The 23,236-nt window shown below is 66.4% G+C and carries 18 protein-coding genes; 6 read left to right on the forward strand and 12 right to left on the reverse strand.

Features of this window, described 5'->3' with window-relative positions:
* Positions 1 to 209 precede the first annotated feature (209 nt).
* Both EJV47_RS29140 and EJV47_RS12825 read left to right on the forward strand, forming a co-directional pair.
* Positions 210 to 542 (forward strand): sigma factor, encoded by a 333-nt coding sequence (locus tag EJV47_RS29140; RefSeq protein WP_165903739.1) that lies wholly within the window; start codon positions 210 to 212, stop codon positions 540 to 542.
* On the forward strand, positions 430 to 681 hold the full coding sequence (locus tag EJV47_RS12825; RefSeq protein ID WP_126693549.1) for a hypothetical protein: 252 nt from the start codon (positions 430 to 432) through the stop codon (positions 679 to 681). Before EJV47_RS29140 ends, EJV47_RS12825 begins: the two co-directional genes overlap by 113 nt.
* A 149-nt stretch (positions 682 to 830) precedes the next feature.
* Here the strand turns inward: EJV47_RS12825 and EJV47_RS12830 are convergent, their stop codons facing one another.
* Entirely contained in the window at positions 831 to 1,331 is a 501-nt protein-coding gene (locus EJV47_RS12830) for a helix-turn-helix domain-containing protein (protein ID WP_126693550.1), read from the reverse strand.
* 563 nt (positions 1,332 to 1,894) lie between these two features.
* On the opposite strand from EJV47_RS12830, the gene EJV47_RS12835 reads away from it, so the two are divergent.
* Positions 1,895 to 2,926: a LacI family DNA-binding transcriptional regulator gene (locus EJV47_RS12835; protein WP_126693551.1), complete on the forward strand. Its 1,032-nt coding sequence runs from the start codon at positions 1,895 to 1,897 to the stop codon at positions 2,924 to 2,926.
* 103 nt (positions 2,927 to 3,029) lie between these two features.
* Here the strand turns inward: EJV47_RS12835 and EJV47_RS12840 are convergent, their stop codons facing one another.
* The 6 genes from EJV47_RS12840 to EJV47_RS12865 all read right to left on the reverse strand — a co-directional run bounded on the left by EJV47_RS12840 (position 3,030) and on the right by EJV47_RS12865 (position 9,760).
* Positions 3,030 to 4,478 carry a hypothetical protein gene (locus tag EJV47_RS12840; RefSeq protein WP_126693552.1) on the reverse strand — a complete coding sequence of 483 codons (1,449 nt, stop codon included), beginning with the start codon at positions 4,476 to 4,478 and terminating at the stop codon, positions 3,030 to 3,032.
* Positions 4,479 to 4,674: 196 nt separating this feature from the next.
* Complete coding sequence (locus EJV47_RS12845; protein WP_126693553.1) at positions 4,675 to 5,139, reverse strand: SRPBCC family protein; 465 nt, start codon at positions 5,137 to 5,139, stop codon at positions 4,675 to 4,677.
* 83 nt (positions 5,140 to 5,222) lie between these two features.
* Complete coding sequence (locus EJV47_RS12850) at positions 5,223 to 6,068, reverse strand: hypothetical protein (protein ID WP_126693554.1); 846 nt, start codon at positions 6,066 to 6,068, stop codon at positions 5,223 to 5,225.
* A gap of 205 nt (positions 6,069 to 6,273) precedes the next feature.
* A complete protein-coding gene (locus EJV47_RS12855) occupies positions 6,274 to 7,416 on the reverse strand; it encodes a ferritin-like domain-containing protein (protein ID WP_126693555.1) in 1,143 nt (380 codons plus the stop codon).
* 28 nt (positions 7,417 to 7,444) lie between these two features.
* Positions 7,445 to 9,292, reverse strand: coding sequence for a GMC family oxidoreductase (locus EJV47_RS12860; protein WP_126693556.1), 1,848 nt, complete (start codon positions 9,290 to 9,292; stop codon positions 7,445 to 7,447).
* Between the two features lie 30 nt (positions 9,293 to 9,322).
* Positions 9,323 to 9,760 (reverse strand): hypothetical protein, encoded by a 438-nt coding sequence (locus tag EJV47_RS12865; protein ID WP_126693557.1) that lies wholly within the window; start codon positions 9,758 to 9,760, stop codon positions 9,323 to 9,325.
* Positions 9,761 to 10,493: 733 nt separating this feature from the next.
* Between EJV47_RS12865 and EJV47_RS12870 the strand changes: the two genes are divergently transcribed.
* Both EJV47_RS12870 and EJV47_RS12875 read left to right on the forward strand, forming a co-directional pair.
* Positions 10,494 to 12,551, forward strand: a complete 2,058-nt coding sequence (locus EJV47_RS12870; RefSeq protein ID WP_126693558.1) for a M13 family metallopeptidase — start codon at positions 10,494 to 10,496, stop codon at positions 12,549 to 12,551.
* A gap of 261 nt (positions 12,552 to 12,812) precedes the next feature.
* Complete coding sequence (locus EJV47_RS12875; RefSeq protein WP_126693559.1) at positions 12,813 to 13,520, forward strand: TIGR04283 family arsenosugar biosynthesis glycosyltransferase; 708 nt, start codon at positions 12,813 to 12,815, stop codon at positions 13,518 to 13,520.
* Between the two features lie 63 nt (positions 13,521 to 13,583).
* Here the strand turns inward: EJV47_RS12875 and EJV47_RS12880 are convergent, their stop codons facing one another.
* Both EJV47_RS12880 and EJV47_RS12885 read right to left on the reverse strand, forming a co-directional pair.
* Positions 13,584 to 14,657 (reverse strand): hypothetical protein, encoded by a 1,074-nt coding sequence (locus EJV47_RS12880; RefSeq protein ID WP_126693560.1) that lies wholly within the window; start codon positions 14,655 to 14,657, stop codon positions 13,584 to 13,586.
* 171 nt (positions 14,658 to 14,828) lie between these two features.
* Positions 14,829 to 16,292, reverse strand: a complete 1,464-nt coding sequence (locus tag EJV47_RS12885; protein ID WP_165903740.1) for a T9SS type A sorting domain-containing protein — start codon at positions 16,290 to 16,292, stop codon at positions 14,829 to 14,831.
* A 544-nt stretch (positions 16,293 to 16,836) separates the two neighbouring features.
* Between EJV47_RS12885 and EJV47_RS12890 the strand changes: the two genes are divergently transcribed.
* Entirely contained in the window at positions 16,837 to 17,451 is a 615-nt protein-coding gene (locus EJV47_RS12890; protein ID WP_165903741.1) for a fasciclin domain-containing protein, read from the forward strand.
* Between the two features lie 78 nt (positions 17,452 to 17,529).
* Here EJV47_RS12890 and EJV47_RS12895 read toward each other — a convergent pair whose 3' ends face one another.
* The 3 genes from EJV47_RS12895 to EJV47_RS12905 all read right to left on the reverse strand — a co-directional run bounded on the left by EJV47_RS12895 (position 17,530) and on the right by EJV47_RS12905 (position 23,134).
* Positions 17,530 to 20,847 carry a T9SS type A sorting domain-containing protein gene (locus tag EJV47_RS12895; RefSeq protein WP_126693563.1) on the reverse strand — a complete coding sequence of 1,106 codons (3,318 nt, stop codon included), beginning with the start codon at positions 20,845 to 20,847 and terminating at the stop codon, positions 17,530 to 17,532.
* 204 nt (positions 20,848 to 21,051) lie between these two features.
* Positions 21,052 to 21,741 (reverse strand): DUF1345 domain-containing protein, encoded by a 690-nt coding sequence (locus tag EJV47_RS12900; RefSeq protein WP_126693564.1) that lies wholly within the window; start codon positions 21,739 to 21,741, stop codon positions 21,052 to 21,054.
* A gap of 70 nt (positions 21,742 to 21,811) precedes the next feature.
* Positions 21,812 to 23,134, reverse strand: coding sequence for a sensor histidine kinase (locus tag EJV47_RS12905; RefSeq protein WP_126693565.1), 1,323 nt, complete (start codon positions 23,132 to 23,134; stop codon positions 21,812 to 21,814).
* Positions 23,135 to 23,236 lie beyond the last annotated feature (102 nt).

Genomic DNA, 23,236 nt, shown 5'->3' on the forward strand with positions numbered 1-23,236 from the left:
AAGTTTTGCGGCTCCGGCTTAAACCACCACGACCCCGCCGGGTTTAGCTTAACCCCGACGCGCCCGGCAGCCGCCCCGGCGCAGCACCGCGCCAAGATACCGCCCCGCCCCCGACTTTCCCCACGGCCGGGGCCGCCCGGGGCCTGCGGGGCTGACTGCCACCACGTTTTTTTGCTAGTTTTAATGCCCTTTTCATTGGTTTTTCCGCCGTGGACATAGCGCGCGACTTTTCCGAGCTGGACTGCCTGCGCCGCCTGCGGCTGGGCGACGAGCGGGCCTTCGACGCGCTGTTCCGGCACTATAGCGCCCTGGTTTACCGCTTCGCCTACAGCTACCTCAAGGACCGGCCCGAGGCGGAGGAAATCGTACAGGAGTGCTTCCTCAAAATCTGGGAAAAGCGCGACCTTCCACAATCCCGGCCACGAGCTGGTGCTCCGCGACGCCGGTGGTCCGTACCTGAAAGGCTTCGCCCTGGCCGGCGCCGACCAGAAGTTCGTGTGGGCCCAGGGCGAGCTGCAGGGCAACGTTATCGTGCTGCATAGCCCGCAGGTGCCCCGGCCGGTGGCCGTGCGCTACGCCTGGGGCAACATGCCCTTCCTCAACCTCTACAACCGCGAAGGGCTGCCCGCCCCGCCCTTCCGCACCGACCAGTGGCCGGGCCTGACGGCGGGCAAGAAGTAATCCGCACGGCCATAAAAAAGCCCGATTCCAGCTGGAATCGGGCTTTCCCTTTTTCAGACCAATCAGATTAAACGCCCAGCAGCAGCTAGCCGGGCACCGGGTAGGTGGCATCAGCGCGGCCCCGGCTGGTCCGCGTCGATTCGGGGAAATTAGGAGGCCTGCTTCAGCGCGCAGGGGGCTTCGGCCGCTTTCAGGGCCGAGCCGCCGCGCAGCGTGGTGGCGCTCATCTGCTTCAGGGCCTTTTGCACCGTGATGGTGCAGATGCGCTCGGCGTAGCCCATTTCGACCACGCGCTGGGCCAGCAGGGGCAGCGTCCAGCGGCGGTGCGCCGCCGGGGCCGGGCCGCGCATCAGGCGGCGCAGCAACGACTCCAGCTTGGGCGTGAGCTTGGTGGGGGCGCCGCAGCGCGGCACGGCGTGCAGGTAGTCGTTGAAGCCCTGCTGGCTAAACGAGCGGCGCATGCTGTACACGCGGTCGATGCTCAGGCCCAGCAGCTCCCCCGATTCCTGAGCCGGCATATCCAGCAGCCAGTGCTGCAACACTTGGGCGCGGTTGCGCTGCTGGCGCGAAATGGTTTCGGAGTTGATGAAATCGGAGAGGTAAGCTTGTTGCTTCCGGGTTAACTGCAAGGAGTGGCGCTGACGACCCATGAGGAAGGTAGATGGAAAAGGAGCTGTGGAACGGACGGGCGAAACCGGGGCAAGAATCTGATTCAAGGACCGTTGACGCCGAGGGCTGCGCACCCGCCACCAACGATTGACGGTTCGAATGTAGCAAGTCGACCAGAATTGCGCAAACGTTTGCATAAATTTCGCTAAAGTTGCCGGAACGTTTTTGGGGCGGCGTGCTTCAGCCGAAGCCTGCCGATAAGGTCGCGCCTCCCCGGGTTTTTTCTGCTCAAAGCCGCTTTTTGAGGCCCGCAAGCCCTATTCACTACTGAACCAGCGGCTTACTTGAAAAACCCGACGGCCCGCCGATTTTTTTCTGCCTGCCCAAAAACGCCCCGGCCCGCGGCGCTCAGCCCCTACCGACCGTTCGGCGCGAGAGGTCGGGCGGCGCGGCAGTGCAACCGTTTGCACTGTCCGAATCCGGACAGGCAACCGGGGCGTTGAACCAGAAACGCGGCCGCATTGTGCTTACTCGGGCCGGCGGCCGCTCGGCAACCGCCCGATTTATCCGAACTTGCCTCTTCTTCCGCTTTTACTTCGCTTCCGTGTCCACGCACCGCGCTTCTATTTCCGACCTGGCCGCTCAGCTGAACCTGTCCGTGTCGACTATTTCGCGGGCCCTCAGTGACCACGCCAGCATCAGCGACGCCACCAAGCGCCGGGTGTGGGACCTGGCCCGGCAGCTCAACTACCAGCCCAACCAGCTGGCCGCCGCCCTGCGCAAAGGCCGCAGCAACACGCTCGGCGTCATCGTGCCCCACATCGACGGCCATTTCTTCGCGCTGGTGCTCAAGGGCATCGAGAACGGGGCCAACCAGGCCGGCTTCAACGTGATGATCTGCCAGTCGAATGAAAACGCGGTGCACGAGAAGAAAAATCTGGAAACCCTGCTCAACGCCCAGGTGGAGGGCATTCTGGTGTCGCTCTCGCTCACCACCAAGGACGTGCGCCACTTCGAGGACGTGCGCCGCCGCGACCTTCCGCTGGTGTTTTTCGACCGGATTCTGGAGTCGCCGGAGGTCAGCGCGGTGGTGCTCGACGACTACCAGGGCGCCTACCAGGCCATGAAGCACCTCATCGGGCAGGGCTGCACGCGTATTGCCCACATCGGCGGGCCCCAGCACCTGAACATCTGCAAAAACCGCTACCGCGCCTACGTCGACGCCCTGCGCGACCATGACTTGCCCTACGACCCCACGCTGGTGCACTTCTGCGACCTGACCTTGCCCGAGGGCCACGAGGCCATGGAAGTGCTGCTGCGCCAGAACCCCGGCCTCGACGCGGTGTTTTCGGCCAACGACTTGGCCGTGGCCGGGGCCATGCAGGTGCTGCGCGCCGCCGGCCGCCGCATTCCCGAGGACGTGGCCCTGGCCGGCTTCAGCAACGAGCTGTTCACCCTGCTTACCGAGCCCCACCTGACCACCGTGGACCAGCGCTGCGAGGAAATGGGCCGCACCGCCGTGCGCCTGCTGCTGGATATGGTGGCCGAGCAGCCCCGCCGCCTGGCCCCGCGCCAGATTGTGCTGCAGCCCGAGCTGCTGGTGCGCGGCTCCTCCCAGCGCCGGCTGCCGGAGTAGCCCCGCCGCTCGTTCAGCGGCTTCGCCCAGCCCAACCCCAACAAAACGGCCCCGCCGGCAATTGCCGACGGGGCCGTTCGGGTTTTTCAGCCCAGCGGAGCGCCTATTTGCGGCGCAGCACCATCTGCAGCTCTTTCACCTCCTGCTTCTGCTGGGGCTCCGAGGTGCCGCGCATGCCCAGGATGGGCTTGATGGCCTGGCCTTTCCAGTACTGCACGCTGTAGCTGCCGCCGTTGGTGGCCGAGCGGGCAATCAGGAAGTTCTGGATGCTGGCCGCCAGCTGCAGGGAGTAGTCGGCCGAGGTGGCTTGCGCATCGAAGGGCTTGGCGCAGGGCACGTTGCGGAACCAGCGCATCCAGGCCGGGGTGCCGGGCTGGGGCGCCGGCGTGGCCATGGTGGGCATGATGGGCGAAATTTCGGGGAATTCCGCCGTGGAGTGGCACGACATGCACGAGGACTTCACGTTGTCGACCGGGCCGTTCAGGCGCATGCCCCAGCCCAGGTGCATGGGCGGCATCTGGGCCGAGGTGTTGATGATGGTCTGCTTCAGGTTGGGGTTGGTGATGGTCTTCACCGGCGCGGCGTTGACGATGTTGTCCGTCACCGTCGGGTCGTTGCCCCACATCAGGCCCACGGGCACCACGTTCAGCCAGGGGTTGCTGTTGTTCAGCGCGCCGTTGTAGACGAAGGTGCCGAACACCCAGCCGCCGGTGGCCGCCGCGCGGGAGTCGCGCACCATGATGTCCATTTGGATGAAGCGCACCTTGCTCATCTGCCGCACGCTGTCGTTGGCGTAGCTCAGGGCCGTGTAGGCGTCCCACTCGATGGGGTTCTGCAGGAAGGGCACCTGGTTGACGGGGGCGGTGGTAAAGAGCACCTTACCTACCACCGTGCCCTCGGGGAAGCCTTCCGACTGGGTAATGGTTACGTCGGGGTTTTCGGCGTCGGCCCAGGTGCGGCCGATGGTGTAGCCGCCGGGGGCGTTGTAGAAGCCCACGGCGTAGGTCTGCCACTGGTCTTTCTGGGCCGGGTTCAGGGTGAGCGGGTTTACCGGGCCTTCCTTGGTCAGGCCGTGAATGCCTTCGCGGCCGTGGGGGCCGTAGTGCTGCCAGGGCACGTGGTACCAGCGGCGCACCTTGTTGTCTTCGAGGTAGAAGTCGTTGGCCACCCCGTCGTGCTCGATGTTGCCCTCGTAGATGTAGTCCCGCACGGCCAGGATGTAGGCGTTCCAGTCCTTGTAGAAGTCGATGTCGAGGAATTTGCGCTCTGCCGCGCCGATGGTTGGCTTGTCCTGCGGGTACTCCTGGCTGAGCTTGAAGATGCGGCCGGTGTACTGCCCGGGCGCGGGCATGTGGCCGAAATCGGGGAAGCGGGGCAGCAGCTTGCCGGGCGGCAGCGAGGCCAGCTTAACCGGGGTGCCGTCGGCAGCTTTTTCGCCGTTGGCCGAATCATTCTGCTGCACGCAGCCCTGGCTGAAGAGCACCGCGCCGCCGAAAGCCAGGCCGGCGCAGCCCACGGCCAGCGCGCGTAGTCGGGGAGTAAAGTTGATCATGCTTGGTAAGAGGGTTGGAAAGTGAAAAAGGAGCGAGGAAAGTCGGGGTTGAATCAGGCTGGCTGGGTTGTTTGCCCATAGAAGCCCGTCATGCAGAGCCGAAGGCGAAGCATCTCGCCGGATAGTAATTTCTATCAGCTACCAGCAAGTGAAATGCTTCGCTGCACCCTGCAGGACGCTCTTTTTGCTTGCTGTCTTAAACTGGATGCGCGGCCGGTTGCGCGTCGAACTGCTGCTGCAGGGCCGTCGTCATCAGGCCGCTGCCACCGGCAAAAACCTGGGCCACCACGGTCAGCGCGTCGGTGCTCTGGTAGCGGCAGCGCACCCGCCAGCGCAGGCGCACGTGCTTGCCGCCGCGCTGCGGCGTCAGCTCGAAGGAGCCCACGTAATCGGTGATGCCGGGCAGGCCCACGAGGGTGTAGCTGTTGCCGGTGGCGGTTTGCTCCACCAGCGTCTCGGTGATGACCGCGGAGCCGGCGAAGGGCGGCAGCGTGGCCGTGCGCTGGTTGCCGTGGAAGGTAAACTGGCCCCAGAACGGCTGGTAGAACTGGCAGGCGTAGGCGGCTACTTCGCTCTGCAGCGCGGCCGGAAACTGCCAGCTCTGCTCGAAGGTGACCGTGGGCGGCAGCACCTGCACGCGGGATTTGGCGGGGGTTGACATGGGCTGATTAGGAAGCAAAAGGCATAGGAGCGGCCAGACGGCCCCGCTGGGAGCCGCTGGCGTAGCCCGAGCCGGTGCACGGCTTAGTTGATGGGCGAAGGGTAGTAGGCGCGGCTCTGAATGGCCGCCGGGGCCGACTGCGTCAGGCGTACCGCGCCGGGGCGGGCGTCGCCGATAAGCTGCTGCACGTCGGTTTTCATCGGGTGGGTGCTCGGGCCCAGCTCCAGCTTCACGCGGTCGGCGGCGTCGGGCTGCAGGAAGTAGGTCTGCACCGGCTGCAGCATGTTCCAGCGGCAGCCGATGAGCTGGCCTTCGTGGCGGCCGTATTCGGTGATGGGCGAGAAATTGCCGGGGAAGGCCTGCAGCCCGGTCATGTCGACGGTGACGCGGTAGATGAACTCGTTGTCGAGGCTGGGGTCCTGCACGGAGAACATCCAGGTTTGCTGGCTCGGGTCGTTGAGCGAGGCCAACAGCACCTGGAAGGTGGTCTTGAACTTCGGCTCCCCGAACAGCTGCACACCGGCCTGGATGGCGTTTTCGTTGTCACAGGGCACCCACACGCGGTGGTTGCCCATGAGCTTGGTCTGCTCCTCGCCGCGCATGTACTCCTCGAAGGACACGATGGCCACGAGCTGCTGGCTGTTTTCGGGCACGGCCAGAATGTTCAGCTCCACTTCCTGCGTCACGCTGCTGCCCTGCGGAAACTGCCCGGTGTACAGCTGGTAGTTGTACGACACCACCGCCTGCCCGTCGAGCAGGGCCGGCACCAGGCCGCTGCCTTCCAGGTAGGGCCGCACGCGCTCCACGTCCACCTGGTAGAATACGCCCACGTTGAAGAGCGAGGAATAGTAAAACGGCAGCCCGAAGCCGGCCGGAATAGAAGGAAGCGGCTGCCCCATGACGCGCGCTTCCGGAGTCGAGGTTTGCATAGTGTTTTGGGAAGGAGTTGGGGAGGAAAAAGGAATCTGGAGAAGCTTGCCCGGCAGTCGTCAAGCTGTCGTGCCGGGCGAAGTCGGAGCGTTACATGCGCGCTGTCATGTCGAGCGGCAGCGAGACATCTGGGTAAAGACGTTGCACGATAGTGCTACCCCAGATGTCTCGCGTTGCTCGACATGACAGCCCCGTGGCTCAGCCCTACACCGAGTCGTACACCGGCTCCCGGGCGGGGGCGGCTTCGGCAGTGGCCGGGCCGTCGGCCATCAGCATTCGGGCGGCTACGGGCGCGCCCACGAACTCGAAGCCGGGGCCGGCGTGCTGCCCGCTGCCGTCAGGAATGGGGTTTTTCAGCAGCTCAATGGCTTTGTACTTCAGGCTGAACATGAGCGTGACGGCCTGCAGCAGCGCGTCGGGGCGGCCGTTGAAGGCCTCGTGCAGCACGTTCATAAAGCCGGAGTACAGCTCGTTGAACTCGCTCATCAGCCCGGCCAGCTCCGAGCCGGCGGGCAGGTCCTGCTGCCGCGGGTTGGGCCGCATATCGTACACCTGCTCGTAGTCAACCAGCATTTCCGGGCCGGAAGGCTGGTCGCCGAATTTGTCGGTGGGGGCGTAGTAGCGCCGCTGCCTGATTTCGTTGAAGCGGTAGTAGTGCGCCACCTCGTAGGCCTGCCCGAAAGTGGTGTCGCCGTCGGAGAGGGAGTCGCCGCCCGCTTCGCCCTGATCCACGATGAGGCCCAGGGCCTGCTTGGCCGTTTTCAGGGAGTTGATGAACAGGGCCTCGCCGCCGCCGTTGTAGTAGTAGCGGGTGTCGACCTGCCGGGTCGCGTCGCCGCAGAACACCTGTTCCTCGCCGTACTGGGCGCAGGCGTCCTCCAGGGCCAGGATCAAATCGGCGTAGAACTCGCCGATGGTGCGGCCGGTCAAATCCACGTCGCGGAAGCCGCCGAGCAGCATACGGTCGGGGCGCCCGGCCAGCCGGCCGCTCGGTATCAGCCGGGCGGGCATCTCGATTTTGAGGAAGGTATCAACGGCCTCGGGCGAGAACTTGAGCAGGCCGATGGGAAACTGCCGGTCGGTAAACTTGAGCTTGATGGGGTACTCCGGCAGCAGCTCGGCCACGTTCAGCGCGGGCCGCCCACCGATGGCGTTGAGCACGTTGGCGGCCAGCGTCAGGTGCAGCATCTCCTCCATCACCACGCTGCGGATGACGTCGTAGGCCGCCTGGTTGGTGCCGGGCTTGATGGAATACATGGCCGTGAGGTAGGGCGGAATCGTGGAGAATTCCAGCTCAATGGCCTTCTGCAGTTCGTCGTGCAGGTGTTTCAGGGCTTGGTCCAGCATAGGGAATAAGCGAATAGGGGAACGGATACTACTCAGCCAAGGCGCTCAATTCAGCCCCGGCCAGCACCTTGTCGGCGGCAATGTCCTCCAGCAGGTTCCGGGCGGCCCAGAAGGTCAGCGCGGCCATGGTGAGCGTGGGGTTGGAGGTGGCAATGGTGGGCATGTTGCCGCAGCCGACCAGGTACAGGTTCGGGTGGTCCCAGCTGCGCTGCCGCGGGTCCACCACCGAGGTATCGGGGTCGGTGCCCATGCGGTGGGTGCCCACGTAGTGCCCGGCGCCGCGGTAGGAGTAGCCCTGGCCGCGGTAGGTCACGTGGCCGGCGTCGGCGGGGCTGTAGCTGGTGTAGTCGGTGGCCCAGAGGTGGTCGTAGATGGCATCCGACACCTGCTTGGCGGCCGCAAAGCCGGCGCTGGTGTAGTCGGTGATGGTGTAGTCGATGACGGGGCGGTAGTTGCCCAGCCGGTCCATGTAGTCCGGGTCGATGGTGACGCGGTTGAATGGGTCGGGCAGCTGCTCCACCAGGAAGCCCAGGCGCACCTGGCCCTGGATAATGGCGTTCAGGCGCTGGCGCAGATCGGCCCCGTAGCGCCCCTCACCGTCGACCAGCTGATCCACCGAGCTGTAGGGCGCGCCGGTGGGCCAGTTCCAGCCCCAGTTGTCGATTTCGACGCGCCAGGCGGCCCCGTTGGCGCGAAACTCCCCGCCGCGCAACGACGGAATGCCCGAGGTGGAGCCCGGCCCGCGGAAGGGCCCGGTGGCCTCCGGCAACAGGGCCCAGGTCAGCAGCACGGGGTGGTCCATGAGGTTGCGGCCCACCTGCCCGCTGCGGTTGGCCACGTTCGAGGCCAGCAGCAGCTTGGCGTTTTCGATGGCGTGGGCGGCCAGCACGTAGCGGGTGCCGCGGGCCACGTGGGTGGTGTAGGCGCCCGAGTTCTGGCTGTCGTAGTGCTTGTACTCGATGCCAGTGATGTAGCCGCTGCTGCCGTCGACGAGTACCCGGCTGGCTACGCACTGGGTTTGCACTTCCACGTACGCGGGGTTGGCGGCGGCCAGGGTTTTCCAGGCGTTGTATTTGGCCTGCACCGGGCAGATGGGCACGCAGCTGGAGTTGCCCTGGCAGCGCTGCCCGAGGTCGGGCCGGCCCACGGCGCCCACCGGCACGTAGCCTTCCCCGTTGTTGTAGGCCGGGTTGGGCATGCCGTTGCGGCCCTGCGGCGTGCTGACTACCCGCACCGGGTAAGCCTGCCCGTCGCGCTCCACCTGCAGGTCGGCCAGCTTCTCCGTGAGCCACATATCGAGGTAGCTCTGCGGGATTTTGTGCATCGGAAACACGTAGCCCGGGCTGAAGTGCAGACCCAGAAACTGCTGGTCCTCCACGTCGGCCGACACGCCGATTTCGCGCTCCGCCATTTCGTAGTAGGGCAGCAAATCGTCGTAGGAAATGGGCCAGTCGACGCCGCGGCCGTAGCGCGAGTGCAGCTCAAAATCCTCGGGCAGCATGCGCAGGGTGGTGCCCAGCCAGTGCAGGGTGGTGCCGCCCAGGGCGCGGGTGTAGTCGCTGCCGTAGGAGTTGGGGCCGCGCTGCACGAAGTAGCCGGCGGTGTTGGGCACCGGCGGCGCGATGGGCGCCGTGTCGAGCACCGAGGGCTGCGGGGCGTTGGGGTTGTCGGGGTAGGGCGCGTTGGGCACCTTGATGTTGGCCCGGTAATACTCGTCGAGGTAGGCCAGGTAGCTGTCGTAGGGCAGCGTCGGGTCGCCGGCGCCGGCTTCCAGCACCAGCACCCGCTGCTGCTGGTGGCTGAGCTGCTTGGCCATGATGGCGCCGGCAATGCCGCCGCCGACGATGACCACGTCGTAGTGTTCGAGTTTGTGCATAGGGGAACAGGCTGCGGGAGGAGACGATGCTTAGTGAGTATGCCCGGCCGGGGCCTCGGCCCACACGCCGTAGCCCAGGGGCTTGCCGCCCATGGGGTGCGCGCCGATGGCCTTCCACATCAGCCCTTCGAGGTAAGTCTCGGCGCTGATGACGCGCGGCACGTTGTCGACGGGGGCCACGGGCAGGCGCAGCACCACGGCCGGCGGCAACTGCTCCCAGCTGCCGGTGTACCAGAGCTTGATGACATTGCGGGCCAGCGGGCCGTAGAGCGGGTGGGCCAGCAGCCGCGGCAGCCCGGCCTCGCCGCCCGGCTCGTAAGCGGCCAGCAGCTCGTCGACGGTAGCTTGACTCAGGATGTGGACCAGGGCGTCGTAGTAGGTATCGGCGACGCCGGTGCCGAATAGCTCGACCAGCGAAAAGCCGGTCAGGGCACTGGAAAAGGCCATAAAGGCCGTGGGGGCGGGCATAGCGTGGAGCTAGGGTTTGGGAAGGACAGCTTCAGGCACTATCAGCTTCCTGGCCACCGGCGCCAGACCCGCCACCGGTATGGCAGGTCTGCGCCGGGGCGCGTCGGCCCGACGATAAGCATAGCCCGACCCACCGGCTGCAGGTGAATCAGCCAGGGCGGCAAGGCCGGCGAAGTAATTTTGATGGGCAGCGGGGCTGCAACCCCGGCCGGCTCAAAACACCTGCCTGCGTTTCGGCGCGGCCCAGGGCAGCGGAAACGGCTTATCGTCGGCCCGCCTCGTCGGCCTGCTCAGGGGCAGGGCGGCAAGGGAAGCCAGTAGTTGCAGGACAGGTGTGTGAGAGGGAGCGGGAGCGGCGCAACGGCCCGGAAAGCGGGCCGGCGTTCAAGTTTAAGCAAAATTATTGTCGAGATAATCACATCCGCTAAATATTCTCATAATGGGAATATTTGGTACCTGAAAAGCATATGAGCGAAACTATGTTTTGTGGGCCTGTGGATAGACTGTGGCTGCCAATAGTTCAGCGCAGGAGCTCTGATCAGGCCTTTGCGGTGCTGGCAGGAGGAGGGTATATTCAGGAGGGCACCGCACCGGATTAGCTTCTAGCCCTGAGGCACGGCGCCGCGCCGCAGACACCTTGCGCAGCTAGCCGCAACGCGCCGCTTACCTTGCAGCCTAAGCCCGACCGCGCCGTCTTTCGGCCCAACCTTTCTACTCCCCTACCCTTTACCCCATGACTCAGCTTTCCGCCATCGGCCGCTGGCTGCTGGCCGCACCCCTGGCTGGTTCCGCCCTGCTCGTCGGCTGCCAGTCGGGCGGCTCCGCCGCCGCCAAGCCCGACGTGCTGCAGGCCAGCCTCGACACCACCGCCCGCCCCGGCGACGACTTTTTCCAGTACGCCAACGGCACCTGGCTCAAGCAGCACCCCATTCCGGCTTCGGAAAGCAACTGGGGCATCGGCAAGGAGGTGCAGAACGAGGTGTACGCCCGCCTGCGCGCCCTGAGCGAAGACGCCGCGAAGGCCAAAGCGGCCGATGGCAGCACCCAGCAGAAAATCGGCGACTTCTGGGCCACCGGCATGGACTCCGCCGCCATCGACAAGCAGGGCGCCGCCCCGCTCAAGGCCGAGCTGGACCGCATTGCCGCCATCCGCTCCGGCGCCGACGTGCCGGCCGTGGTGGCCCGCCTCCAGATGATTGGCGTCGACGCCCTCATCGGCCCCGGCGTGGCGCAGGACGCCAAGAACAGCGAGAAAATGGCGCTGTACCTGTATCAAAGCGGCCTGGGTTTGCCCAACCGCGACTACTACTTCAACAAGGACGCCCGCACGGCCGGCATCCGCCGCGCCTACCCCCGCCACGTGCAGCGCATGCTGCAGCTGCTGGGCCAGGACTCCCTCACGGCCAAGCAGAACGCGGCCCGGGTGCTGGCGCTGGAAACCAAGCTGGCTGCCTCCTCGCGCAAGCTCGAAGCCCTGCGCGACCCGTACGCCAACTACAACAAGATGGCCGTGGCCGAGCTGCCCAAGCTCACGCCGGGCCTCGACTGGCGCCCGGTGCTCGGGCAGATGCAGCTGGGCAAGGTGGACACGGTCATCGTGGGCCAGCCGGAGTTCTACCGCACGGTGGGCCAGCTGCTGAAGTCGGCGCCGGCGGAGGACTGGCGCGCTTACCTGCAGTGGCAACTGGTGCACGCCTACGCCCCCACGCTCAGCCAGGACTTCGACCAGGAAAACTTCCGCTTCTACGGCTCCATCCTGCAGGGCAGCAAGCAGCAGCGCCCCCGCTGGAAGCGCGTGCTCGACGCCGAGGAATCGGCTATGGGCGAGGCGCTGGGGCAGCTGTTCGTGAAGGAGTACTTCACGCCGGCCACCAAGCAGCGCTACGAGCAGCTCACCGAAAACGTGGTGGTGGCCTTCCGCGAGCATATTCAGCAGCTCGACTGGATGAGCCCCGCCACCAAGCAGAAGGCCCTGGTGAAGCTCAACAGCATTACCAAGAAAGTCGGCTACCCGGATAAGTGGAAGGACTACTCCTCGCTGGACGTGAAGCGCGACTCGTACGCGCAGAACGTGATGCGCGCCAACGAGTGGAAGTACCGCTACAACATCAGCAAGCTGGGCAAGCCCGTGGACCGCACCGAGTGGGACATGACGCCGCAGACCTACAACGCCTATTACAACCCCTCGAACAACGAGATTGTGCTGCCGGCGGCCATTTTTGCCATTCCGGGCGTGAAGGATGAGGACGCCGACGACGCGACCATCTACGGCTACGCCGGGGCCAGCACCATCGGCCACGAGCTGACCCACGGCTTCGACGACGAGGGCAGCCAGTTCGACGAGAAGGGCAACCTGCGCGACTGGTGGACCAAGCAGGACCGGGCCGAGTTTAAGAAGCGCGTCAACCAGATTGTGCGCCAGTTCAACGGCTACACCGTGCTCGACTCCCTGCACATCAACGGGCAGGCCACGGCGGGCGAAAACATTGCCGACCTGGGCGGCATCGTCATTGCCTACGACGCGTTCAAAAAGACCGAGCAGTTCAAGAAGGGCGAGAAAATCGGTGGCCTCACGCCCCAGCAGCGCTACTTCCTGGGCTACGCCCTGGGCTGGCAAAGCCACCAGCGCGACGAGCAGCTGGCCCAGCGCATCATGACCGACGTGCACTCCCCGGCCAAGTACCGCGTGAACGGCCCCATGGCCGACGTGCCCGCTTTCTACGAGGCCTTCAACGTGCAGCCCGGCCAGCAGCTCTACCGCGCCGATTCGGCCCGGGTCCGCATCTGGTAGTCCATTCGGCTGACGTTGAAAGCAAAAGGAACGTCATGTCGAGCTTGTCGAGACATCTCGCTGTATAGTAATTCTCTCGTTGAACGATTGAGTTGCTATCTGCCATCCGCACGCGAGATGTCTCGACTTCGCTCGACATGACGGTCTAGTGCACTAACGTTCTAGTGGAAGAAAAGCCAACCAGCCCTGGGGCTGGTTGGCTTTTTTATTTTCGCCGGCCGGTGGCGCCCTCCGTATGCCCGCTTACCCGCCCTGCCCGCCATGAGTCTGCTTTCCGTCAGCATCATCATCCCCGCCTACAACGAGGCCGGCCACATCGGCCCGCTGCTGCGCTACCTGCGTGAGGCGGCGGGGCCGGACGAGCAGGGGCTGGAAATCCTGGTGGCCGACGGGCAGAGCACCGACGCCACCGCCGCCGAAGCCGCCGCGGCCGGCGCCCGGGTGCTGCCGTGCCCGCAGCGCGGCCGGGCCGCCCAGATGAACCACGGCGCCGCCCAGGCCCGCGGGGAGCTGCTGTACTTCCTGCACGCCGACACCTTCCCGCCCGCCGACTTTCTGGCGCGCATCCGCCGGGCCGCGGCCCAGGGCTACGGCAGCGGCTGCTTCCGCCTGCGCTTCGACCACCCGCACTGGTTTCTGCGGCTGAACGCCTGGTTTACGCGCTTCCCGGCCGACATCATCCGCTTCGGCGACCAAAGCCTGTTCGTGCACCGCGCCGTGTTTGAGCGGGCCGGCGGCTTCCGCACCGATATGCTCGTGCTCGAAGACCAGGAAATCATCGGGCGGCTGCGGCGCCACGGCCGCTTCGTGGTGCTACCAGCCACGGTGACGACCTCGGCGCGCAAGTACCTGGTCAACGGCGTATTCCGGCTGCAGGGAATATTCGCGCTGCTCTGCGTGCTTTACCGCCTGGGCGCCTCGCAGCCGCGGCTGGTGCAGGTGTACCGCGCCCTGATTCGCTGGGGCTGATTCATAGCCCACAGTTTCGCTGACAATATCGTTGGCTACGCCGACCTTCGGCTCTACGCCCGCTTACGGGCGCGGGGCCGAGCGGCGGCGCGTCCAGCGGCGGCGCAGCGGGTTGTCCAGGGGCAGGTTGCCGGTCCAGTCGGCGCCCTGGGTTTGCTGGTACTGCTGGTAACGCTCCGGCTCGATGCGGCGGCGGTCGACGAAGAACAGGCCACCGCGGAAGCCGCGCCGCCGCACCCAGTTGTTGATCAGAAACGCGTGCAGCCGCTCCAGGGAGTGAAAGCCGCGGGTGGGCACGCCGTAGTCGCCCTGGAAGTACAGGCCCGGCGTGAGCGGCGGCCGCACGATACTGGCCGCGTCGCCGTGGCGCAGGCGGCTGATATCGGCCACCCAGGCGCCGTTGATGATGTTGGAGGCCGGGTAGGGCGAGGGGTTGCCCCACATGACCTTGCGGCCGGCCCCATTCACGTTGGCAAACCAGGGCAGGTGCGACATCACGAAGGCCGAGAAGTAGGCAAACTCGGCCGGGTCGTAGTTCCGCTCCCGGAACACCAGCGTCACCTCCCGCCGCTCCGTGCGGATCAGGCGGCGCAGCTCCTTGCGGAAGCGCGTATCGGCCAGGTAGTGCATGGCCTCGGCGAAGGTGTTGAACAGCAGCACCAGCCCATTGTAGTGCACCGCGCCGTGCAGGTAGTTGATGGCGTGGGGCATGCGCCGCTGCGGGCCGTGGGCTATTTCCGGCGTCGGCACCGATTTGCGCACCATGGCGGCCAGAAACCGTCCCACCTTGCCCACAATGGCCTCGTCGGACTCGGGCGCGTAGCCGGGCCGGGCCCACTCGGTGCCCACCGGCGTGCGGAAAGCAATGTTGCGGGCCCACACCGGCTCCTCGGTGCCGGGCATCAGGCCGGTCACCCAGGGGTGCTCGGCGCTCAGCAGGCCGGCCGGCATGCGGTGAATCGAGAGCAGCCGCATCACGTGCAGGGCCCCGCCGGTGTTGTGAATCAGGTTGCCGCGCACCACGTTCTGGGTCATGAAGAAGGCTTCCTTCACCCGGTCGCGCTTGCGGGGTTTGGGCGCGGCGGCGAAGTGAACCGGGGCGGCCGGGGGCACGAGGGTATCGGGAGCGGAAGTCATCGGACGAAGAACGGATGGAACGGAAACTAACTACCCAATATAGTGACAATAGCCCTCCGTCCCGCGCGCTGCGCGCCCTCACACCTTCGCCTGCCGCGCCGGCCCCCAACAAAAACCGCCCGGCTGACGAGCCGGGCGGTTTCGATATACCGTCAGAAGTTAAGCAGCTGACTACTCGCGCACCACTTTCAGGGTGGCTTGCTGCTTGCCCTGGCGCACCGTCAGGAAGTATACGCCGATGGACAGCTTACCGGCTTCCTGCAGGCTCAGGGTAGCGCCGCCTACGGGCAGCTCGCTCTGCTGGCTGATAAGCACGCGGCCCACGGCATCGTGCAGGCTCAGCGTGGCGGGGCCGGCTTCCGCGGTACGCACCGTCACTTTCAGGCCGTCGCCGCCGAAGGGGTTGGGCAGGGCCTGGGCGGCAAAGCTACCGGCTTCGACGCTGAGCGTGCGCACCGGCGAGAGGGTTTCCTTGCCGTTGGTGTCTACCTGGCGCAGGCGGTAGTAAAGCAGGGGCGCGCCGTAGCGGGCCAGGCGGGCATCCAGGTACTCGTAGTCGTGGCGCGTGGTGCTGGTGCCCTGCCCGGCCACCGTGCCCAGGCGGCGGAACTGCTGACCGTCGGTGCTGACTTCCACCTCAAAGCGGGCGTTGTCTTTTTCCTGGGCCGTGGCCCAGCGCAACAGGCCGTCGGTGCCGCGGCGCTCGGCCGTAAAGCTGAGCAGCTCTACCGGCAGCGGGTTGGCAATGTTCGAAACGGAGAAGTAGCCCAGCTCGTCGGCCGGGCTGCTGATGCTCCGGCTGCTCGCGTCGACGGGCGTCTGCTGCGTTACCCAGGGTCCGGTCAGGGGCACCGTCGCGCGGCGCCACACGCGCGACTGGGTGAGGTTGGTATTGCCGTTGTCGTCGTCCGACACCCAGCCCAGCGTGATGGTGACGGGCCTGGACGCCGAAGGCTGGGTGCCATCGGCCACGAAGCGCCAGATGCGGTCGATGCCCTTGTTGCCGTTGTTGTTGGTGCCGTAGCTCACGTCCGGAATGTTCAGGCCAGCCGTGCGCGTGAGGGTGATGGTTCCCAGGTTGTTGCTGTTGGGCGCCAGCCGGGTGCCGTCGGGGAAGGTCACCAGGGTGTTGCCACTGACGCCGGTGCGCTGCATCTGCAGGTTGCCCTTCACGTAGCGGCCGGCGGTTTCGCCCGTCAGCGTGGCGCTGGTACCCAGCACCACTTTCGCCGCCTGCGCGGTGCGCACCACGCCGTTGGTCAGCAGCAGCTGCCCGGTCACGGTAACGTCGGTGGGCACGGTCACCTCGTTGCTGCCGGCGGTGGCCTTATCCACCGTGATGTTGGCAAACGAAGCGCCGGCCGTGTTCAAGGCTTGGTTGGTGGTGCCGGTGAGGCTGAGTGTGCCCGTGCCGGCGGCGTCCACGGTCCCGGCGTTGGTTACGTCGCCGGTGACCTGCAGGGTGCCGTTGTTGAGCAGGGTGCTGCCGCTCTTGTTTTCGAAGCCCCCGCTTACGTAGAGCGTGGCCCCGCTGCCCACGGTCAGCGTAGCGCCGTTGTTGGTCAGGGTTTGGGCCGAAGCGGAAGCTGCCAGGCCGAGCAGACCCAGGGTGCAAAGTGCGTACGCGTGTTTCATAGCCAAAGCATTAAGCCTTACGAAGGTAAGGTAAGCCGACACATATTCTATATCTGTCTGCACTTTTCCGGGGCGGAGCGGCCGGATTAGGTAAGTGAACGACAGAAAAGGGTAAGTGAACGGCCGGCGGCAGCCACTTCCCGGCACAAACATCCTACTTCAGCCCGAACGCGCCAAACCTGGCGTGTACCCTATTTGGGGGATAAAGCCGCCCCCGCCCCGCCGCGTCCGGCGCCCGGAGCCGCGGCCTTGGTGCCATCAGCAACCGCGTTTTTGCCCGCCCCGGGCCCATTCGCCATCGTCCCAGGGCTCGGCGCGTGGCGGCGCGGCGGCGCTTGGTTGTATGGGTTTGCCACATGCTTATGCGAGGCTGGCAGCACATTATCATGCGATAATACACATTAACAACCGGAATAATACCAATCTACCTTTGTGCTGTAGCTACTACCTCCCCAGCCAGCCCAGCCCGACGGGGCGTTTCCGGCCGCTGGACCGGCCTTTGCGGCCCGCCCTCTTTGTCTCATCTTCTGATTCTCCGACTCCCATGTTCAAGCGCATTCTGCTCCTCCTTGCCCTAGTCACCCCCGTGGCCAGCTTCGCCCAGCAAAGCCCCTCGACCAGCCCTTTCCGCAAATCCGTAGCGCACGTGAAGGCGGCCGCCCTGGCCCGGCAGCCGGGCACCCCAACGCCCGGCCCGATAACGCTGCCGGGCGTCGTGAACGGGCCCAACGCCTCGCCCCACCGCACCATCATCGAAAACCTGGAAGATCTTGGTTTTAAAGCCTTCGTGCAGTCGGCTGAGCGGGCGGTGCTGGTGCAGCGGCTGCAGGGCAGCAGCCCCCACACGGTATTTGTGCCCGGCGACGCGGCTTTCGCCCAGCTGCCCGCCGGCGCCCTCGATGAGCTGTGGAAGCCGGCCAACCGCGCTCAACTATACGCCCTGCTCGGGGCCCACATCGTGCCGCTGAACCTGCGCGAGGCCGACCTCAGCCACGGGCGCGTGCTGCGCACCATCACCGGCGCCAAGCTGCAGGTAAGCCGCAGCGGCGGCAACGTGGTGCTGACCGACGAAGCCGGCCGGCAGGCCACCATTTCAACCGCCGATTTAGTCGCCAGCAACGGCACCCTGCACGTGCTCGACCAGGTACTGGCCCGCTAACGGACGCGCCGGGCCCTAACAAAAACGGGCCGCTACGCTGCGCGGCGTAGCGGCCCGTTTTCCGCTCGGAAGACTGGTTTATTGCACGACCAGGCGCTGGGTAGCCGTGCCGGCCGCCGTGCTCAGCTGCAGCGAATACACGCCCTCGGCCAGGCCGGTCAGCAGCAGTTCGTGACGCAGGATACCACGCACCTGCAGCGTTTCTGCGCGCACTACCTGGCCCAGACTATTGAGCAGGCGCAGCGTGGCCGGGCCCGCGGGCAGGCCGGAGGCCTCCACCGTGGCTTGGCGGCCGCTGGCAGGGTTGGGGTACACAGCCAGGGCAGCGCTGAGCTGCTTGGCGGTGGCCAGGGGGCGGGCCGCGTGCAGGTGCAGCACGAAGCGCGTGGCCGTCAGGCCCTGAGCCAGCTGGGCGCTGTAGGCTCCCTGGCTCAGCTCGTGCCAGGCACCAGTCTGTCGGTCTTCCAGGTAGGTACCAGCCGCGGGCAAGTTGAGCAGCTGCGTCGCCTCAAACGCGTAGGTGCCGGCCTGGGGAGCATACACCGTCAGCGGCAGGCTCAGGGGCTGGTTTCCGGTCGGCAGGCCCTGAATGCTCAGCCCCTCGGCCCCGACCTGCTGGTAGAGGCTGGGCTGCTGCCCACCGTTGAGCTGCACTTTCAGCGCGTCGAAGCGGCCGTCGAAGCCCGGCGTGGCGCCGGCTTGCTGGTAGACAAAGAAGACGTCATCCGCAGCGGGGCTGCTGCCCGCGCCGCGCACCGTCAGGGCCAGCAGGGGCCGCGTTTCGAGGGTGCGGTTCAGGGCCGGATTCAGCAGGGTCGTGGGGCGGGCGGCGTTGGTCAGGGCCAGCGTCGGGGTGCCCGTGTTGGCGCGCACGAAGAAGGCCTGCCCCATGGCCAGCACGCGGGCGCCCGGGGCTCCTACCCCATTCACGTAGGCCTGGTAGCCGCCGGTGTAGGGGCCGGTGGAACGGTACACGTACGCGGCGCCGTCGATGGTGGCGGGCAGCACTACCTGGTCCCAGTCCAGCGGCGAGGGGTAGGGGTTGCCCACCAGGTTCCAGCCCTGACCGGCGGCACTGCGCACCAGCGGAATATTCACCGGGCCGTTGGTGAGCTGCCCATCGAAGGTCAGCGTGGCCGGGGCCGTGTTCGAGGTGTAGCCCCGGCCGGGCACCAGCGCCTCGCTCAGCGCCGACGGCGACTCCCAGCCGTAGTCGAAGCTGGCCGTAGCGCCCGAGCCGGTCAGCCGCTGCTCGTTGTAGGTGAACACCGTGGGGAAGGGCGTGACCAAGGCCGGGTTGGCCGACGAGTTATAGGTCGGGTTGATGACGGCCGTGCCCGGGGCCAGGTTGGCCACGCGGCCGCCCACTGCCACCGGGCTGCTCAGGTGCCGGTAGCCCGGACCAGGATTGAGGCCCGGGCTGAGGTAGCGCTGCACCGTCACGGGGCCGAGCACGGCCCCGCCGTTGTTGTACACCGAAGCTGTGCCATTGGCGTCGGAAACCAGGGTCAGGGGCTGCTGGAAGGTAGCCGTCAGATTGCCCTGCAGCGTGAGCAGGCCGCGCACCTGCACCGGCCCGCTGAGGGCGGCCCCGGCGGCGCCCACCTGCAGGTTGAGCAGGGAAGTGGTGCGCGCGGCGGCGCCCAGCGTCTGGGCGGAGCTGCCGGCCAGGGCCAGCGTGCCGCCCGCTTGGGTAAACGTGCCCGCACTCACAAATGCCCCGTTGACCGTCAGCGTGCCCGCGTTCTGCGTGAGCGTGGCGGTGGTTTGCAGGTTCAGCCCGCGCACGGCCTGGTTGCCGCTCAGCACCGGGTAGCGCGTCAGGCCGCCGGGAATAGTGGCGTCGTCGGCGGCGCCGGGCACTTGGTTGCTGCTCCAGTTGGCCGGATCAGTCCAGACGGCGGACGCCGCTCCAGTCCAGGTAAACGGCGGCAGCGGCGTGGCGGCACCCCGGAAGCGGTACACCCCAAACTGGCTATTCTGCGGGTTGTTGAAATAGTCGTCGTTGATGTTGAAGTAGCTGCCGTTGCTGCCCCCATCCGAAAGGCCCTGGCTGAGCGTGCCGCCCCCGCTGGCCGCGTAGCCGACGGCCACAATGGCGCCGTTGGCCTGCAGGGCCACGGTGCGGAAAATGTCCTGGGTATTTTCGTTCAGTAGGGCGGCCCCGTTGGTGCCGAAGCCGCTATCCGGGGTGCCGTCCGCGTTCAGGCGCACCAGCAGGAAATCCGTGTCGGAGTTGTTGGAGGCGCTGTTTTGCACGTAGCCCGCCGCTACCATCTTCCCGTCGGGCTGCAGGGCCAGGCTGGTAAACGTCTGCCCCACTTTCCCAGGGAAGCTCAGCGTGACGATGCCGCCGGTGCCGAAGGAAGTATCCAGGGCGCCGTCGGTGCCGAAGCGGGCCACCATGCACTGCCCGAAATTCGACCCGTCGACGGCGTACGAGCCGGCTACCAGGGCCTTGCCATCGGGCTGCACGGCCAGGGCGTAGGTAATGGTGCTGACGGTGGAGCCGCCCACCGTGCGGGGCAGGGTGGCAATGCCGTCCGTGTCAAAGGAAGTATCGAGGGCGCCGTTGGCCTGCAGGCGCGCCAGGCCCACGCAGTAGCCGTAGGCGGCGTTAAACTGCATGCCCGCCACCAGCAGCTGGTCGTTGTCCAGGACTTTGCCGGCCGTCAGGCCCGCGTCGTGCAAACCACCAATAGCGGGCTGATTGCTGAGAAAAGTGATGAAAACCGAGCCGGTGGGTCCAAAGCCCAGGTCCTGGCTGCCGTTGGTATTGTGCCGGTTAATCGTTGCCGAATAAGAGCTGTTGTTGGCCACGGTGTTGAACAGCACCACCTTGCCGCTGGATTGCAGGCCCAGGTCGTAGGTGGTCTGGCCGTGCGAGCCGGGCTGCATCTTCACCACGCCGCCGGTGCCGAACGTGGCATCGAGGGTGCCGTCGGGCTGAATGCGGGCCACAAAGCCGGCCGAGCCCGTGCGGCCCACCAGGTAGTATTGCCCGTTGGCGAGGCGCTGCAGGGTGCGCGGCCGCGAGGGCAGCGTGCTGGTCAGGCTCCCGACGGTTACAGCCCCGAACGCGTAGGAGGCTTTGCCGCCGGTACCGAAGGAAGTATCGGGCGTGCCGTCGGCGTTGAAGCGGGCCAGTTCGGCCCCGGCGTTGGTTTGCCCGGCCACCACGATTTTGCCGTCGGGCTGCACGATGACGTCCTTGGCCACGTCGGAGCCGCTGGTGGATAGAAAGGTGCCGAGCACGCGGCCGCCGGTGCCGAAGCTTGCGTCCAGCGTACCGGCCTGCTGCGCCGCCGCCGGAGCACCGATGAAGAGGCCCGCCGCCAGGGTCAGCAGCGGCAGGCGGGCGCGAAACGTCGCCCAGGGATGGTAGGAATGTTGCATAAAAGAAAGGTGATGGGTAGGAAGCTGATGGACGAAAACCGCTGGATCAATGCATCATCAGCCCGGGCTTGGCACCCGGTACGCGCAGCTGGCCGCCCGTGAGTTAGGCGAGCGAATTTAAAACGACTCTGGACTTATTCCAGCTAACTTTTCACTGCTTTAACACCACTATTCTCCCGCTATTTGGTTGCTCAGCGCCGCGCCTCACAGCACGCCCGCCACGGCGCCCACCGTCAGGGCCACCACGGCCGTGTTGAAGCCGAAGGAAATCAGCCCGTGCAGCAGGGCCAGGCGCCGCAGCAGCCGGCCGCTGATGCTGATGTCGGCCGTCTGGGCCGTCATGCCGATGACGAAGGCGAAGTAGGCAAAGTCGAGGTAGTCGGGGGCGGCGGCGGCGCCGGGAAACAGCAGGCCGCCTTCGCCGCCGTCGAGGTCGGGGTCGTAGTACAGGTGGGCGTAGCGCAGGGTAAACAGGGTGTGCACCAGCAGCCAGGCCGCCATGACGCCCGTTACCGACAGCAGCGCGTACGGCCCCAGCGGCCCGGTGGTGCGGGCGCGCAGCACGTCGAGCAGGGCCACCACGGCCAGCAGGCTGGCCAGCGAAGCCAGCAGGATAAACACGAACGACCAGCGCCGGCCAGGGTCTTCGACGCGCACCACGGCCCGGATATGGTCGGCGTCGGCCGTGACGATGGCGGCCCACAAGAGCAGCAGCGACACAAGGGCAAAGGCGTCCCAGCCGGCTACCACGCGGGTGAGCAGGTGCGGCCCGGCGGGCAGCAGGCCATAGGTGACGGCCGCCAGCGCGGCGGCTACCAGCAGGCGCAGCAGGGCCGGCAGGCTGCCCAGGCGGTGCAGCAGCCGAAACCAGAAAGCAGAAGCAGAAGCGGGCATAAACGCGGCAGCCGGCCCGCGCAGGTGCGGACCGGCTGCCAAGATACGCGCCGCCAAGGGCTGCTGCGTGCTACGCCGGCCCCGCGGCCGGGCTCAGCCGGATGCGGAAGGCCGTGCGCCCGGTGGCCGCGTCGGTGGCCAGGCTGAAGGCGAAGCCGTGCTGCAGCAGAATGTCGCGAATCATGGTCAGGCCGATGCCCTGCCCGTCGCGCTTGGTGCTGAAAAAGGGCGTGAACAGGTACGGCTGCACCTCGGGCGCAATACCGGGGCCGTCGTTTTCGATGCTGATTTCGGCGGGCTCGGCCGTGGTGCGCACCCACAGGTTGCCGTCGTGGTCGATGGCTTCGAGGGCGTTTTTGCAGATGTTGAGCAGGGCCTGCTCCATTTGCTGCGCGTCGAGGGCCACGAACAGCGGCCCGGGCGCCAGCTGCCAGTGCCACTTGATCCGGCGCTTCTCGCTCTGCACCTGCAGGAGGCGGCAGATGGCGCGCAGCTGCTCGTGCACGTCCACGGGGCGGGGCTGGGGCGGGGGCAGGCGCACCAGGTTGGCAAAGCCGGCAATGAAGTTGGCCAGGTGCGTGTTGCGCTGCACCGACACGTCAAGGGCCTCGGTGAAGTCGGCCTGGTCGTCCTGGGTCAGCTGCCCGGCGTAGTAGCGGAAGGACTGCAGAATGGAGTTGACGGCGCCGATGGAGTTGTTGATTTCGTGCGACATCATGCGGATGAGCTTCTCGTAGGCCTGCTTTTCCTGCCGAATCAGTTCCTGCGTCAGCTCTTCCAGCACTATGAAGCGCCGGGTGAAGCCGCGGTCGAGGAAGTGCGAGGCGCTGGCCCGGTAGGTCTGCAGGCCCGACAGCTGCACCGTCTGCGGCTGCCCCGGCTCCAGCCCGCCCAGCACCCGGCCCCACTCGCCGGGCAGGGCGGCCGGCGCCAGCCCGAGCAGCTGCGGCGCCGCCTGCTGCAGGCACTTCTCGGCCGCCGGGTTGGCTCCCTGAATACGGCCCTCAAAATCGAGCAGCAGAATGCCCGCGGGCGAGGCATCAATCAGCCGCTCCAGCAAAAAGCTTTTCTCGTGCTGGCTCACGCGCTCCTGCCGCAGCTCGTCAATCATAGTGTTGTAGGTGTCGATGAGCTGGTCCATTTCGGTCTGGCCCACGGGCAGAAATTTCATGGTGAAGTCCCGGTCGCGGATGGCCTCGGTGCCGGCCGCAATCAGGTTCAGGGGCCGCACGAAGCCGCGGTACAGCTGCAGGCTGATAACGGCCGTGACGATGAGCAGCGCCTCCGTCGCCACGAACAGGTACAGGTTGGAGGCGCGAAACTGGAACGCCAGCCCCGCAATGGCCGCGTGGATGAGGACGACGAAAAGGATGTACTGGGTGCGAAGGGTCATGCGGGATGTAGCGCGGGCTTCAGCCCGCGTCCGTCCGTGCGGTTGTCGTTGCACAACGAAGGCCCGGACGATTGTAGATTACTATCTGCCGGACGCGGGCTC

The sequence above is a fragment of the Hymenobacter gummosus genome (assembly GCF_003970915.1).
Lineage (GTDB): Bacteria > Bacteroidota > Bacteroidia > Cytophagales > Hymenobacteraceae > Solirubrum > Solirubrum gummosum.

Bases quoted from the DNA above. Each gene is read 5' to 3' on its own strand.
- EJV47_RS12840 (WP_126693552.1), bottom strand. From the start codon at position 4,478: ATGATCAACTTTACTCCCCGACTACGCGCGCTGGCCGTGGGCTGCGCC.
- EJV47_RS12865 (WP_126693557.1), bottom strand. From the start codon at position 9,760: ATGCCCGCCCCCACGGCCTTTATGGCCTTTTCCAGTGCCCTGACCGGC.
- EJV47_RS12890 (WP_165903741.1), top strand. From the start codon at position 16,837: ATGTTCAAGCGCATTCTGCTCCTCCTTGCCCTAGTCACCCCCGTGGCC.
- EJV47_RS12880 (WP_126693560.1), bottom strand. From the start codon at position 14,657: ATGACTTCCGCTCCCGATACCCTCGTGCCCCCGGCCGCCCCGGTTCAC.
- EJV47_RS12900 (WP_126693564.1), bottom strand. From the start codon at position 21,741: ATGCCCGCTTCTGCTTCTGCTTTCTGGTTTCGGCTGCTGCACCGCCTG.
- EJV47_RS12870 (WP_126693558.1), top strand. From the start codon at position 10,494: ATGACTCAGCTTTCCGCCATCGGCCGCTGGCTGCTGGCCGCACCCCTG.
- EJV47_RS12860 (WP_126693556.1), bottom strand. From the start codon at position 9,292: ATGCACAAACTCGAACACTACGACGTGGTCATCGTCGGCGGCGGCATT.
- EJV47_RS12830 (WP_126693550.1), bottom strand. From the start codon at position 1,331: ATGGGTCGTCAGCGCCACTCCTTGCAGTTAACCCGGAAGCAACAAGCT.
- EJV47_RS12895 (WP_126693563.1), bottom strand. From the start codon at position 20,847: ATGCAACATTCCTACCATCCCTGGGCGACGTTTCGCGCCCGCCTGCCG.
- EJV47_RS12905 (WP_126693565.1), bottom strand. From the start codon at position 23,134: ATGACCCTTCGCACCCAGTACATCCTTTTCGTCGTCCTCATCCACGCG.
- EJV47_RS12855 (WP_126693555.1), bottom strand. From the start codon at position 7,416: ATGCTGGACCAAGCCCTGAAACACCTGCACGACGAACTGCAGAAGGCC.
- EJV47_RS12875 (WP_126693559.1), top strand. From the start codon at position 12,813: ATGAGTCTGCTTTCCGTCAGCATCATCATCCCCGCCTACAACGAGGCC.
- EJV47_RS12850 (WP_126693554.1), bottom strand. From the start codon at position 6,068: ATGCAAACCTCGACTCCGGAAGCGCGCGTCATGGGGCAGCCGCTTCCT.
- EJV47_RS12885 (WP_165903740.1), bottom strand. From the start codon at position 16,292: ATGAAACACGCGTACGCACTTTGCACCCTGGGTCTGCTCGGCCTGGCA.
- EJV47_RS12845 (WP_126693553.1), bottom strand. From the start codon at position 5,139: ATGTCAACCCCCGCCAAATCCCGCGTGCAGGTGCTGCCGCCCACGGTC.